This window comes from Pseudomonas sp. NFX98 (assembly GCF_047784845.1).
GTDB lineage: Bacteria > Pseudomonadota > Gammaproteobacteria > Pseudomonadales > Pseudomonadaceae > Aquipseudomonas.
This window is the reverse complement of the sequence record NZ_JBLNNF010000021.1, coordinates 91,396-105,967: the sequence shown is the minus strand read 5'-3', so window position 1 is coordinate 105,967 and position 14,572 is coordinate 91,396. Positions and strand designations below refer to the sequence as shown.

The following is a 14,572-nucleotide window of genomic DNA, read 5'->3' as shown; positions in this document are numbered from 1 at the left end:
TGTTTTTTCAAGATCAAAAGATCGCAGCCTTCGGCAGCTCCTACAAAGGCGTCATACAGCCTCTTGGAAATCCATCTCCGGTGGCTGACGACGGAAACCACCGGTCAACACCGCGAGGTAAACCACGCCAATCGCCAACCAGCTCAGGCCGAGATAGATAGCGAGGTGATCGAGGCTGACCATCAACCACAAATCCGCCGCCAGACCGATGAACGGGAACAGCAGGAACAGCACGAATTCGCGCAGGCCTTTTTTCTCGCCGCCGATCCAGTAATGGAAGATCACCGACAGGTTCACCAGGCTGAACGCCAGGAACGCGCCGAAGTTGATGAACGAGGTTGAAGTGGTGACGTCGAGTTTCAGCGCAAGCAATGCCACCACCGCACACAGCAGGATGCTGTTGATCGGTGTGCCGAAACGCTCATGCAAGGTGCCGAAGAACGATTTCGGCAGCACGCCGTCGCGGCCCATGGCGTAGAGCAGGCGCGAACCGCTGGCCTGGGCCGACAGACCCGAGGCGAACTGGCCGACGATCAGGCCGATCAGGAAGATCGAGACGAACAGGTCGCCGCCGATGTTGCGCGCAATTTCATAGGCCGCCGAGTCGACGCTGTCGAACTGGAACGACGGGTGGGCGATCTGCACGAAGTACGACACACCGACGAAAATCAGGCCGCCAATCAGGGTGATCAGCATGATCGCCCGTGGAATGGTGCGGCGCGGGTCGCGGGTTTCTTCGGTCAGGGTGCTGACCGCGTCGAAGCCCAGGAACGAATAACAGGCGATGGCCGCACCGCTCATGATCAACGGCATCTGCATGTCGCCGTTGAAGAACGGTTTGATCGACCACAACGGCGTGCTCGCATCGCCGCCGACGTAGTGCACGCACAGCGCGACGAAGGCGATCAGCACCAGGAACTGCACCAGCATCAGCAAGGCGTTGATGCCGTTGGCCAGTTTCAGGCCGACAATGTTGATCGCGCTGGTGATGCCGATGAACGCCAGCACCCAGATCCACTGCGGCACGGCCGGGAACGCCGAGTTGAGGTAAGCCGCGCCGATCAACCAGATCGCCATCGGCAGGAACAGGTAATCGAGCAATACCGCCCAACCGGCGATGAACCCGAGTTTCGGGCTAATGGCTTTGCGCACATAGCTGTAGGCGGAACCGGCCACCGGGAACGCCGAGGCCATGCGCCCGTAGCTCATGGCGGTGAAGAACATCGCCACCAGCGCCGCCAGATACGCGGCGGGCACCATGCCGGCGGTGGATTGAGCGAGGATGCCAAACGTGCCGAGCACAATGATCGGCGTCATGTAGGCGATGCCAAACAGCACCACCGACCCCAGTGACAGGGTGCGTTGCAAACGAGCCATGAGCGACTACTCCGGAATTATTAGATTTATGGCAGAGCCGAGTTCGGCGCAAATTTCGGGTGTTGCGTTTGTTGTTGTTCGGTGATGAATCGTTAAAAGATCGCAGCCTTCGGCAGCTCCTACATTGATCGCAGTCCCCTGTAGGAGCTGCCGAAGGCTGCGATCTTTTGATCTTCAGCCCTTGGGAATCATCAGCTCGCGCATGCCCGAAGCATGCTCAACCATCTCCCCCGGCAACTTCAGCCGCTGATCATCCAGATAGCGATAATCCTGACGCGCCGCCGTCAACCGGTTCAGGTCCAGTTCCACCGCAAACTGCCCCTCTTCGCGTCCGGCCTCGAACAGCAACGTGCCCAGCGGATCAACCAGCGCACTGCCACCGGCGAACAACAACCCGCCATCGCCCTCTTCCACGCGGTTGACCATCAGCGCGAACGCCTGGTTTTCCTGGGCGCGGGCCATGATCGCGGTGCGGTGGGTCGGGCCGTACGGGTCCATGTTGCCGTTGGTCACCAGCAGCAACTCGGCACCGAGTTGCGCCAGGGCACGGGCGGTTTCGGGGAATTCGATGTCGTAGCAGATCAGCAGGCCGACGCGCACACCGTTCCACAGGCACGTGGCGTAGCGGTCGCCGGCCTCGAACACACCCCGATCCGACGCCCACAGGTGCGTCTTGCGGTACTTCAGCGCGACGCCTTCGGGGGTGATCAACAGCGTGGTGTTGTAGAAACGACCGTTGTCGTTCTCGGCAGTGCCGACGACCACGGCGATCTTGCGTTCACGGGCCGCAGCGACAATCGCGCTGACGGTCGGGCCGTCCAGCGGTTCGGCGACATCGGCCACGGACTCGGCGCTCGGGAAGCCCATCAAGTGGCTTTCCGGAAACATGATCAGATGCGTGTCGGCGGCGCAGGCGTTGATCGCCTCCAGCGCACGTTCGAGGTTGTAAGCCGTGTCGTTGTCACGGCCCGCCAATTGGGCGAGTTCGACCTTCATGGGTATTCCTTGTTCTAAGGCCGGGCTGGGAGAAAGATTGCCCGGTCGCTGTCTGTGCGCCAGTATGCGCAGCAAGCAAGCGGCCGGGAAATCACGCCGCTGGGGTAACACGATAGGGGTAGATGCATGACACTCTCGTTGGACGACATCGCCTGGCACCGTTCGGTGGGGCAATTGATCGACGCCCTGGACAAGCCCAATTTCTGGACGCAACTGGTGCGTTTGCTGGATCAGTACGTGCCCTGCGACAGTTGGGTGGCGCTGCTGTTCAGCGCCGACCAGCACCCGCAAGTGTTCGCCGAATGCCCAGGCGAAGACGGCGGCCCCGATCCGTTGTTCCAGGATTACCTGCGCGGCCTGTACCTGCTCGATCCGTTCTACATCGCCTGCCGCGAACAATCGCGCACCGGTTTGTATCGCCTGTCGGAAGTGGCGCCGGAGCATTTCGAACTCACCGAGTACTATCAACGATACTTTCGTGTGAATGTCGTGGCCGACGAAATACAGTTTAATTGTCAGCTCGAAGGCGACCGCACGTTGTGCCTGTCACTGGGCAGCAAGCAACGCTTCAGTGCCGAGCAGATCGCCTTGCTGTCGTTGATCCAGCCGTGGGTGCTCGGATTGTTACGCCAGCGTCTACCCTATGAAATCAACGAAGTGGTGGCCCTCGCCCCAGCGCCGGTACAAGGCGACTGGCGGGTGCAACTGGAAGCGTCGGTGCAGCAACTCAAAGGCGCGCAATTGACCGCGCGGGAACTGGATGTTGGGCGTTTGATGCTCAGCGGCTGCTCCAGCAAGGAAATCGCCCGCAAACTGGAAATCTCCATCGAAACCGTGAAAGTCCATAAGAAACACATGTACAGCAAGCTGGGGATCAAGTCCCAGTCCGAGCTGTTTTCGATTTTTCTCCAGGCACAAAATGCCTGAAAAGATCGCAGCCTTCGGCAGCTCCTACATTGATCGCATTCCCCTGTAGGAGCTGCCGAAGGCTGCGATCTTTAAAACCTGAGTCCGAACCCAAGGAAACCGTATGAGCCTGTCACTCCTGAGCCGCTACGCCTTCTTTGCCGCCTGTGTGATCTTCACCCTCGCCAGCCTGCCTTTCCTCGAACACGACTGGCTCTGGCCAATCACCGCCATCACCGGCGTGCTCAGCCTGATCGGCCTGTTCGATCTGATGCAAAGCCCTCACGCGGTGCGCCGCAACTATCCGATCCTCGGCAACATTCGCTATCTGGTCGAAGGCATTCGCCCGGAAATCCGCCAGTACCTGCTCGAATCCGACAGCGACGCCCTGCCCTTTTCCCGGTCCCAGCGTTCGCTGGTCTATTCCCGGGCCAAGAATGAAAGCGCCGACAAACCGTTCGGCACCCTGATCGACGTGTACCAATCGGGCTTCGAATTCATCGGCCACTCCATGCGCCCGGCGCCGTTGAGCGACCCGAGCGGTTTTCGCGTGACGGTCGGCGGCCCGCAATGCACTCAGCCGTACTCGGCGTCGGTGTTCAACATCTCGGCCATGAGTTTCGGCTCGCTCAGCGCCAACGCCATTCGCGCGCTGAACCAGGGCGCCAAACTCGGCAACTTCGCCCACGACACCGGTGAAGGCAGCATCAGCCCCTATCACCGCGAACACGGCGGCGACCTGACCTGGGAGCTGGGCAGCGGCTACTTCGGCTGCCGCACCAGCGATGGCCGCTTCGACCCGGAACGCTTCGCCGCGCAAGCACAAACGCCGCAAGTGCGAATGATCGAAATCAAGATGAGCCAAGGCGCCAAACCCGGTCACGGCGGCATCCTGCCCAAGCACAAAGTCACCAAGGAAATCGCTGCAACCCGCGGCATCATGATGGGCGAAGACTGCGTCTCGCCGTCACGCCACAGTGCGTTTTCCACGCCGATCGAGATGATGCATTTCATTCAGCAATTGCGTGAGCTTTCCGGCGGCAAACCGGTGGGCTTCAAGTTCTGCCTCGGTCACCCTTGGGAATTCATGGGCATTGCCAAAGCCATGCTGGAAACCGGCATCCTCCCGGACTTCATCGTCGTCGACGGCAAGGAAGGCGGCACCGGCGCCGCGCCGGTGGAGTTCACCGATCACATCGGCGTACCGATGCGTGAAGGTCTGTTGTTCGTGCACAACACACTGGTCGGCCTGAACCTGCGGGACAAGATCAAACTCGGCGCCAGCGGCAAGATTGTCAGCGCCTTCGATATTGCCAGCGTGCTGGCCATCGGCGCCGACTGGGCCAACTCGGCGCGGGGCTTCATGTTCGCCATCGGTTGCATCCAGTCGCAGAGCTGCCACACCAATAAATGCCCGACCGGCGTCGCCACTCAGGACACCCTGCGCCAGCGCGCGCTGGTGGTGCCGGACAAGGCCCAGCGCGTCTACAACTTCCACCGCAACACCCTCAAGGGCCTGGCCGAAATGCTTGCCGCCGCTGGCCTCGAACACCCGTCGCAGCTGTCGGCCAAGCACCTGGTGCGGCGCATGTCGGCGACCGAGATCAAGCTGTTTTCCCAGCTGCATGTGTTCCTCAAACCGGGCGAACTGCTGACCGGTGAAGTGAATGGCGAGTTCTACTCACGGATGTGGCAGATGGCGCGGGCGGACAGCTTCGAACCTAACGAAGTGGCCGCCGCGTGACCCTAACGGCTCCGACATGTCGCCTCACCAACGAAGCGATTTGATCGGGGCCGGCTCTTTGAACACGATGAAACCGTAATCGCCAATCAGGTAAATCCGGTAGTACTGGCTCTCCACCAGCGGCGGGAAATGCTGATATCCCACCCGCGTCGCATTGCGCCGTTCCTTCTCCGCGACCACGTTGGTAATGCCCACCTTGGGCAGGTTTTCGGCCAGCATGTAAAAGTCGATGTTGAGCAGATAGTGCAACACCGGCATCTGCTTGAACGAGCCTGCGGCGCCTCGCAACCAGTGATCGGAATAGGTGATCGACATGTAGATGCGCTTGGCTTCACGCAAGCCTCGATGGCTGCTGATGTCGCGCTCAAGACTATTCAGCGCACTGGTGGCGAAGGTTTTCTGCACCAGCAGCACCCGGCCATAGGCGAACGACAGCGACAGCATCGCCAGCAGCGGCACCAGCAACAGCAGCGGCAGTCGCTCATGCACAGACGCCAGCGCCAGATGGCCTAGATAAAACAGCAGCACCAACAACACCGCAAACCCCATCAGCGTTCTGGCGCCTTCGTTGAAGTCGCGAAAAAACAGCGCCACCCCTGATACCAACAACAGCAACGCCGGTACAGTCAGTACGCACAGCAGGCCAATCAACAGCCGCTTCGCCGCGCTCTCCTTGTGCTGAACAATGTTCATCCCCAGCCCGACCGCACCGGCCATTGCGCACAGCAGCAGCCCGGCGAACACCCAGGCAAATCCGCCATGAAACAGCAGCATGACTTTTTCCAGCACCCGGAGGATGTTGACGTCCAATTGCAGCGCGGGCTGCGCCGACCAGTTCAACAACAGAGCGCGGTTCTGTCCCAGAAACGGGTAGGCAGTGACGCTGTAAATCAACCAGCCCAACACCACTTGGGCGAGCTTCCAGCCAATCAATACGCCCCACTGCGGCCAAGGCATTCTGTCGTTGGCAGCCCTGAGCAACTCCAGGCAACACAACCCCAGAAATACGTTCAGGCTGATCTGATAAAGACCCAGTGCCAAAGCAATCAGGAAGGCAGGCACCAGCCATTGCACACTGCGCCGGGAGTGACGAAAAGTGATCGCATAAATCACCGCGACCACGCTCAACGCCATGGGCGCGCCGTCATATTGATAGGACAGGTTTTGCAGGAAAAACGGGTTGTACCAGAGTGGCAACAGCACCAGACAGCACGTAATGGTCGGCTGTCGAAAATAGTGAAAGGTCAGGCTGGTCAGCGCCGACGCCATCGCCAGCGTGGCGATCAGCAACGGCAAGGGAAAGGTGTTCGGCGCGGCATTACTGAAGGTCAGCGCGTTGTAGAACAGTTCGGTGAACAATCTCCCCTGCTCCGCCCACGCCATGCCGGCGGAGAGCGAGCGCCAGTTGTCATCGATGTAGGGATAGTCCGCGAGGATCAGCGGCAGCACATACACCAGCGTCGCCAACAGAAAAAACAGCCAGACCTGCCGGCGCCCGAGTTCCTTGATGAAAAAATCGCTGAAGCGCCCCATGTCAGCGCTCGCGCCGGTCTTTGCCGCCAACGATGTCTTTGACCACATAGCGCGGCCGGTGCTTGGCCTCGATGTAGATCCGGCCGATGTACTCCCCGAGAATGCCGATGCCGATCAATTGCACGCCGCCGAGAAACAGAATGGCCGTCATCAGCGACGGATAACCGGGCACGCTGTTGCCGTTGAGAATCTTGTCCAGCACCATGTACACCGCGTACAGCACGGCGAAGATCGACACAGCCCCACCGACGTAAGTCCATAGCCGCAAGGGCACTGTGCTGAACGAGGTCACGCCTTCCAGCGCCAGGTTCCACAGTTTCCAGACGTTGAATTTGCTATTACCCGCCACGCGCGGGGCGCGCTCGTATTCGACCACGACGGTGTTGAAGCCGGCCCAGGACAGTACGCCTTTCATGAACAGCTGATGCTCGGGCAGTGCACGAATCACATCGACCACCTTGCGATCCATGAGACGAAAATCCCCGACGTTTTCTTCGATACGTGTGTACGAAATTCGATTCAACAGGTGATAGAACAACGATGCGCTGTGGCGTTTCAGATAACTGTCGGAATGACGGTCCCGACGTTTCGCCAGCACCACGTCCGCGCCTTTTTGCCATTGCTCGATCAGCAACGGGATGACGCTGATCGGGTCCTGCAGGTCGACGTCCATCGGGATTACCGCATCACCGGTGGCATGTTCCAGACCGGCGAACAGTGCTGGCTCCTTGCCGAAGTTGCGGGAAAAATTGATCAGCATGACCTGATCGTCCGCTTGCGCCAGGGCGGTGGCCTGTTCGGCCGTGCGGTCGGAACTGCCGTCGTTGATGAACACGATCTCCACCTCGGCATCGAGCTTCAACTCACGCCGCACCGCCTGGTAGAAAATGTCGATCGACTGCTCTTCGTTGAACACTGGAACAATGAGCGAGATTTTCATGCGTCACGCTCGCGAAACACCACGTACTTGGAAAACAGAAAACCGAACACCAGGCTCATCGCAGAAAACAGCGCCACGGTGAGCAAACCATGTAACCGCCACAGGTCACCGGCATAGCCGACGCCATAACTCAACGCCCCCATCGCCGCCATGAACAGCAGATAACCGCCGACCGACATTTTGCTGTCAAAGGTGTAGAGCGCATTCATGTAGAAGGAAAACGAGGCTGCCACGCAGAACGCCGCCAGATTGCTCACAGCCTGACGCAACCCCGCTGCGACGCTGAGCAGGAAAAAGATCTGCCAGTGAATGAGGGTGTTGGCGACCCCGATCACTGTGTAGCTGGACAGCCCTCGCCACAAACTTCTCATGCTGACGGTCCTTTGGTAGAACGTTGCGCATCCATAAGTATTTGAGCTTGTCTACTGTCACAAATCGCAGGTTCGCGCGCCTTTCAGACCAGCGGTAATGGTTTCAGGCACGGTCAGGAGACATTCCGAAATACCCCGACTTTGCAATTGCGGGCGAATCAGTCCACCCTGCGCGCCGCCGATGAGCGGCGTGTAACCTATAGGCGCCATCGACTATTCCTTTGTTCAAACCGTTTACGAGCCTGCCGTCATGACGTTAGCGCGCGATCACCGGATCGACTTTTTTCGTGGTCTGGCACTGATCTTCATTTTCTGGGATCACGTGCCCCACAACCCTCTGGGTCAAATCACCTTGCGTAACTTCGGCTTCAGCGATGCGGCCGAAGTGTTCGTGTTCCTGGCCGGTTATGCGGCGGTGCTGGCCTACGGCAAAGTCCTGGCGCGGGAAGGTTTCCTGATCGCCTGCGTGAAAATACTGCGCCGCGCCTGGGTGCTGTATGTGGTGCACATCTTCCTGTTGGCGATGCTGATGGGCATTGTGTTTTTCGCCAACAGCCACGTGGAGACCCGCGATCTGGTCGAAGAAATGGGCATGCATCACTTCATCAGCGACCCGCAGCAGGCCTTGATCGATGAACTGTTGCTGCGCTTCAAACCCAACCTGATGGACCCGTTGCCGCTGTACATCGTGCTGCTGGCGGGGTTGCCGCTGGTGCTGCCGATATTGGTGCGCAAGACCTGGGTGATGGTGGCGATGTCAGTGGCGTTGTACCTGATGGTGCCGTTGGCCGGCTGGAATCTGGCGGCGATCAAGGACGGCGTGTGGTACTTCAACCCGGTTGCCTGGCAATTGCTGTTTGTCCTTGGTGGCGCCGCCGCGATTCACTCACAGCGCCCTCGCCTGCCAGAGAGCCGACCGTTAATCCGTCAGCCGTTGTTCATGACGGCGGCGGTGTACGTTGTGGGCGCCGGCGTGTTGACTGTGTTGTGGCGCTGGCCGCAGATTCACGACGCCCTGGTGCCGTCCGGCCTGAGCAACCTGCTGTACCCGATCAGCAAGACCAACCTGTCACCCCAGCGTCTGCTGCACTTTCTGGCGTTGGCTTATGTCACCGCGAAACTGCTGCCCGACACCGGTTGGACGCAGAACTGGCTGGCACAGCAAAGCTGTCGCATGGGGCGTTTCTCGCTGGAGATTTTCTGCCTGGGCGTGTTGCTCGCACCGTTGGCGGACATGGTCAACGCCCTGACCGAAGACGCCTTCGCCATGCAAATCTTCACGGCATTGGTCGGGGCCGGGTTGATGGCATTGCTGGGAGCGTGGCTGGAGTTCAACAAGCATTTGAACCAGACAAGTAAAAGATCGCAGCCTTCGGCAGCTCCTACAGAATCTGATCGTATTCCCCTGTAGGAGCTGCCGCAGGCTGCGATCTTTTGATCTTCAAAACGCAAAAGCCCCGGCCAATCGACCGGGGCTTTTTCGTTTCAGGCGTTACGGCTTATTGAGCCGAACGCGCCGCACCTTGCGACACATTGGTCGGTTGCAGCTTGAACACGTAGAACAACACCGTCAGCAACACCAGGAACGCAGGGCCCACATACAGTGCCACGCGGGTGTCCGGGAAGTACGCCATCAAGCCAACCACCAGCACCAGGAACGCCAGCGCCAGATACGAGCTGACCGGGTACAGCCACATGCGGTATTTCAGGCCGGCACATTCGCTGGCACTCAGGCCTTTGCGGAATTTCAGCTGGGCCAGCAGGATCATTACCCAGGTCCAGATCGCGCCGAAGGTGGCAATCGCCGTCACCCAGACGAAGACTTTCTCCGGCACCAGGTAGTTGAGCAGCACGCCCAGCAGCAACGCACCGATCGACAGCAGCAACGCGCGACGCGGCACGCCGTTGTTCGACGTCTTGGCGAAACCGGCCGGAGCCTGACCGTTCTGCGCCAGGCTATAGAGCATGCGCCCGGTGCTGAAGATGCCGCCGTTGCACGACGACAATGCTGCGGTGATCACCACGAAGTTGATGATGCCGGCAGCGGTCTTGATGCCCAGTCGTTCAAAGGTCATCACGAACGGACTGCCCTGGGTACCGATTTCGTTCCACGGGTAGATCGACAGGATCACGAACAGCGCGCCCACATAGAACAGCAGGATCCGCCAGAACACAGAGCCGATTGCGTCGGGAATGGTCTTCTGCGGGTTCTTCGCTTCACCGGCAGTCAGGCCAATCATCTCGACACCCAGATAGGCGAACATGACCATTTGCAGCGACATCAACACGCCTTGCACGCCGTTAGGCATGAAGCCGCCGTGGGCCCACAGGTTGGAAATCCCCAGCGCCACGCCGTCATTGCCGAAGCCGAAAGCGATGACGCCGATACCGCCGAACACCATCGCAATGATGGTGACGATCTTGATCAGGGCGAACCAGAATTCGAACTCACCGAAGGCCTTGACCGCGATCAGGTTGATCGAACCCATGCTGATCAAGGCAGCGAGCGCCCAGATCCAGCGCGGCACCTCGGGGAACCAGACGCCCATGTACACCGCCACGGCGGTGATCTCCGCGACACACGTCACCAGCCACAGGAACCAGTAATTCCAGCCCGTGAGAAAGCCTGCCAGCGGGCCGAGGTAGTCTTGGGCGTAACGGCTGAACGAACCGGCGACCGGGTTGTGCACGGCCATCTCACCGAGCGCGCGCATGATCACCAGGATCGCCAGACCACCGATGATGTAAGACAGCATGATCGCCGGACCGGCCATTTCAATGGCCTTGGCCGAACCGAGAAACAGACCGACACCGATACAGGCACCGAGCGCCATCAGGCGAATATGCCGTTCGCCGAGTTCGCGTTTGAGCGGACCGCCCTGAGCGGTGTCGCCGTGGGGCAGAGGATTGCCTACGGACATGGGGTACAACCTCGTCTTGTTATTGGATATGACCACCGAGTGGCGAAGCGTTGACCGATAAGTCATGGCTTGCCGTAACCGGGCCTGCCTCGTGGGCAGAACCGTCTCGCAGGATGGAAACCTGCAAGATCAGCGGGTGTGCAGTATAAAAAGCTGCCGCAAGCGGTTTTCACTCTATAAACCACAAAAATCAGGTGTAACTCGCGATTAAATCGGGATTTACGGAGAAGGATTGTCTGGGTTTTGTAGGATTTTTCGCTATTGGAAGCGGTGGCGAGTATTGCACGGTATTGGTGCAGCGTCATGCCTGCAGGTAGGTTGTATTTTGCCTTGTGACGGCTCTGTATCAGCACTCTCAGGCTCCCCCCCGATAACTGTAGGAGCTGTCGAGTGCAACGAGGCTGCGATCTTTTGACTTTGACTTTCAAGATCAAAATCAAAAGATCGCAGCCTGCGGCAGCTCCTACATTGGGCTTGATACAGCCGTGAAATCAGGGCGGCTGTCAGGCCGCCAACGCCACACAATTTTTTCACCAACGCCAACCACCGACTAAGCTTCAGACAAGTCCGATCAATCTGCGTGAATGGATCAGTCGACTATGGGCGCTTTATGGCAAACCGATTCGAGTAAAACCGTGGTTCCGACTGAACGTGTGGATGAAGCGCCATTACCTGAAAAACCTCCTCGCAGCCGCGTCAAGCACGGCTGGAAGGCGTTTTGGCTGTTGTTGCTGATTATTGCGATTGTCGTAGGCCTGGCCGCCGCCAAGGAAATGCGCACGTCGAGGTTTCAATCTCGGGAAGTCAGCAAGTTTGCCAAAACCCTGAGTTACGAGCTCAAACCCGGCCCCAGCGACTCAATTCACTACCCCGGTGCCGGCCCGTTCGATCTGCGCCTGGGCTACAGCTCGCTGGGCGAATTCCTGCCGCGATTGCTCAAGCGCGATTACGTGATCACCGCCCAGACGCGCTTTTCCCCGGCATTGATGAACTACACCGACAAAGGCCTTTTCGTGCCCTATTCGGAGAAGATCCAGGCCGGTTTGTCGATCACCGATTGCAAGGCGGCACCGCTGTATCAATACAATTATCCGCAACAGCTTTATTCCAGCTTCGACGCGATCCCGCCGGTCGTCGTCAACAGCCTGCTGTTCATCGAAAACCGCTTCCTGCTCGACCCGCGCCAACCCTTGGCCAACCCGGCGGTGGACTGGCCGCGGTTCGGCATGGCGGCGTATACCCAGATCGCCAAGATGCTGCATCTGCCCGGTCAATCCGCGGGCGGCAGCACACTGGCAACGCAACTGGAGAAGTACCGGCATTCGCCCGATGGCTTGACCGTGTCGGGCGGCGAGAAGATCCGGCAGATGATTTCCGCCAGCGTGCGCGCCTATCAGGACGGCCCGGACACCCTGAAGGCCCGGCAGAATGTCGTGCGCGACTACCTCAACAGCGTGCCGCTGTCAGCGGTGCCGGGTCACGGTGAAGTGCACGGCATGGCCGAGGGGTTGCGCGTGTGGTACGGCGCCGATTTCAACCAGGCCAACGAACGCCTGGCCAGCGACGCGACGGATCAAAAAAGCCTGGCCGAGAAAGGTCTGGCCCTGCGCGAAATGCTCTCGTTGATGATCGCCCAGCGCCGCCCTTCTCACTACCTGACCAAGGGCCGTGATGAACTGGCAGAGCTCACCGACAGCCATATTCGCCTGCTGGCGCAGAACAACGTGATCGATGCGCCGTTCGCCGCTGCGGCACTGGCCAGCAAGGTCACCTACCGCGACTGGGCGACCCAGCCGACCATTCAGCCGATCGAAACCAACAAGGGCATCAGCGTGGCGCGCAGTCGTTTGGCGGGCTTGCTCAATCGGCCGCTGTACGACCTCGATCGCCTCGACCTCTCGGCCACCAGCACCCTGCAAGGTGAACTGCAAACCGAGGCGACCGCGTACTTGAAAAAACTCGCCGACCCGGCCTATGCCGCAGAAATCGGCCTGATGGGCGAACGCTTGCTGACCCCCACCAGCACTACCCAGGTGCGTTACAGCTTTACCTTGTTCGAGCTGACCCCCGACGGTTCGCGAGTGCGGGTGCAGACCGACAGCACCGACCAACCGTTCGACATCAACGAAGGCAGCAAACTGGAACTGGGCTCCACCGCGAAAATGCGGGTGATGACGACTTACCTGCAAATCGTCGCCGAGCTGCACGATAAATATGCCGGCATGACCGTACCGGAACTGAAGAAAGTCGAAGTGCCAGAACAGGACCGCATCAGTCGCTGGGTCGTCGATTACCTGATCCAGAACAAGGACCGTAGCCTGCAACCCCTGCTCGGTGCCGCGCTGGACCGCAAATACTCCGCCAGCCCCGGCGAGGCGTTTTTTACCGGTGGCGGTCTGCATGTGTTCCATAACTTCCGCAAGGAAGACAACGGCCGCATGCCGACCCTGCGCGACGCCCTGCGTGAGTCGATCAACCTGCCCTTTATCCGCCTTATGCGCGACCTGGTGCGCTACACCACCTATTCCGGCCCCAACAACAGCGCCGAATTGCTGCTGGACGACCGCGACCCTCGGCGTCAGGAATACCTGGCCTCGTTCGCCGACCGCGAGGGCACTTCGTTCCTGCTCAAGTTCTGGAAAAAATACCGCAACAAGGACACTCAGGCGCGACTCGAAACGTTCCTCGACAGCATGCGTCCGACTCCGATCCGCATGGCTGCCGTTCACCGTTACCTGCTGCCGCATGCCAGTCAGGAAAGCTTCAACACCTTCGTACGCTCGCACCTCACCGGCACCAAGCTCACGGAAAAGCTCACCGACGACCGCCTTGTGCGGCTCTACGATGCCTATGGCCCCGGCACCTACGACCTGCCGGACCAGGGCTTCATCGCCAAAGTGCACCCGCTGGACCTGTGGATGATGGGTTACTTGCTCAACCACCCGGACGCCACCTTCAAGGACATCGTCAAAGCCAGCCAGTTTGAACGCCAGGAAGTCTATAGCTGGCTGTTCAAGAGCCGGCACAAAGGGGCTCGCGACAGCCGCATCCGCACCATGCTGGAGATCGAGGCGTTCCTCGACATTCACCAGCGCTGGCAGAAAGTCGGCTATCCGTTCGACCATCTGGTGCCATCGCTGGCCACTGCCATCGGCAGTTCCGGTGACCGGCCTGCGGCGCTGGCCGAGCTGATCGGCACCATCCTCAATGACGGCGTACGCATGCCGACGCTGCGTATCGACAGCCTGCATTTCGCTGCAGATACGCCGTATGAAACCAGCCTGACCAACGACCCCGACGTCGGCAAACGGGTAATGCCGTCGGAAGTCGCCACGGCCATGCGCGAAGCCTTGTCTCAGGTGGTGGACGCCGGTACAGCCAAACGGGTGTCCGGCAGTTTCAAACTGCCCAACGGCACGCCGCTGGCCATGGGTGGCAAGACCGGTACCGGCGACAACCGTATCGAAGCCATCGGCTCGGGCGGGCGAATTCTCAGTTCGAAATCCCTCAACCGCACGGCCACGTTCGTGTTCTACATCGGCGATACCCACTTCGGCACGCTAACTGCGTTCGTGCCGGGACGCTCGGCGGAAAACTTCACCTTCACCTCGGCGTTGCCGGTGCAGGTGCTCAAGGGCATGGCGCCGATTCTGACGCCGTATCTGCAACCGGGTACGCACACGATGTGCGAGCCCGGCCAGGTGACGGTACGCCGCTAAGCCAGAATCACGGATTCGAACCGACCTGGCGGTAATTATGTATTTTTCATTCTTTAATTTTGCGA

10 protein-coding genes are annotated in these 14,572 nt (G+C 59.5%); 4 read left to right on the top strand and 6 right to left on the bottom strand.

What is annotated here, in order from left to right; translation table 11 throughout:
* Nucleotides 1–51: 51 nt before the first annotated feature.
* Entirely contained in the window at nucleotides 52–1,377 is a 1,326-nt protein-coding gene (locus tag ACM110_RS25075) for an APC family permease (RefSeq protein WP_416129871.1), read from the bottom strand.
* A 174-nt stretch (nucleotides 1,378–1,551) separates the two neighbouring features.
* Nucleotides 1,552–2,373, bottom strand: coding sequence for a carbon-nitrogen hydrolase family protein (locus ACM110_RS25070; RefSeq protein WP_416129870.1), 822 nt, complete (start codon nucleotides 2,371–2,373; stop codon nucleotides 1,552–1,554).
* 126 nt (nucleotides 2,374–2,499) lie between these two features.
* Here ACM110_RS25070 and ACM110_RS25065 point away from each other — a divergent pair, with 126 nt between their 5' ends.
* Nucleotides 2,500–3,300 carry a response regulator transcription factor gene (locus ACM110_RS25065; protein WP_416129869.1) on the top strand — a complete coding sequence of 267 codons (801 nt, stop codon included), beginning with the start codon at nucleotides 2,500–2,502 and terminating at the stop codon, nucleotides 3,298–3,300.
* Between the two features lie 103 nt (nucleotides 3,301–3,403).
* The gene (locus ACM110_RS25060; protein ID WP_416129868.1) at nucleotides 3,404–5,023 is read left to right on the top strand and encodes an FMN-binding glutamate synthase family protein; all 1,620 of its coding nucleotides are present in this window, start codon (nucleotides 3,404–3,406) and stop codon (nucleotides 5,021–5,023) included.
* 24 nt (nucleotides 5,024–5,047) lie between these two features.
* Here the strand turns inward: ACM110_RS25060 and ACM110_RS25055 are convergent, their stop codons facing one another.
* From ACM110_RS25055 to ACM110_RS25045, 3 genes are read right to left on the bottom strand one after another with little or no spacing between them, the layout of a single operon-like run.
* Nucleotides 5,048–6,556: a glucosyltransferase domain-containing protein gene (locus ACM110_RS25055; RefSeq protein WP_416129867.1), complete on the bottom strand. Its 1,509-nt coding sequence runs from the start codon at nucleotides 6,554–6,556 to the stop codon at nucleotides 5,048–5,050.
* Nucleotide 6,557: 1 nt separating this feature from the next.
* The gene (locus ACM110_RS25050; RefSeq protein ID WP_416129866.1) at nucleotides 6,558–7,496 is read right to left on the bottom strand and encodes a glycosyltransferase family 2 protein; all 939 of its coding nucleotides are present in this window, start codon (nucleotides 7,494–7,496) and stop codon (nucleotides 6,558–6,560) included.
* Entirely contained in the window at nucleotides 7,493–7,867 is a 375-nt protein-coding gene (locus ACM110_RS25045) for a GtrA family protein (RefSeq protein ID WP_416129865.1), read from the bottom strand. The genes ACM110_RS25050 and ACM110_RS25045 overlap by 4 nt, the downstream gene beginning before the upstream one ends.
* Nucleotides 7,868–8,117: 250 nt before the next feature.
* Between ACM110_RS25045 and ACM110_RS25040 the strand changes: the two genes are divergently transcribed.
* On the top strand, nucleotides 8,118–9,278 hold the full coding sequence (locus ACM110_RS25040; RefSeq protein WP_416129864.1) for an OpgC family protein: 1,161 nt from the start codon (nucleotides 8,118–8,120) through the stop codon (nucleotides 9,276–9,278).
* Between the two features lie 88 nt (nucleotides 9,279–9,366).
* Here the strand turns inward: ACM110_RS25040 and ACM110_RS25035 are convergent, their stop codons facing one another.
* A complete protein-coding gene (locus ACM110_RS25035) occupies nucleotides 9,367–10,788 on the bottom strand; it encodes an amino acid permease (protein WP_416129863.1) in 1,422 nt (473 codons plus the stop codon).
* A gap of 599 nt (nucleotides 10,789–11,387) precedes the next feature.
* Here ACM110_RS25035 and ACM110_RS25030 point away from each other — a divergent pair.
* Nucleotides 11,388–14,507 carry a transglycosylase domain-containing protein gene (locus tag ACM110_RS25030; protein ID WP_416129862.1) on the top strand — a complete coding sequence of 1,040 codons (3,120 nt, stop codon included), beginning with the start codon at nucleotides 11,388–11,390 and terminating at the stop codon, nucleotides 14,505–14,507.
* Nucleotides 14,508–14,572: the final 65 nt, after the last annotated feature.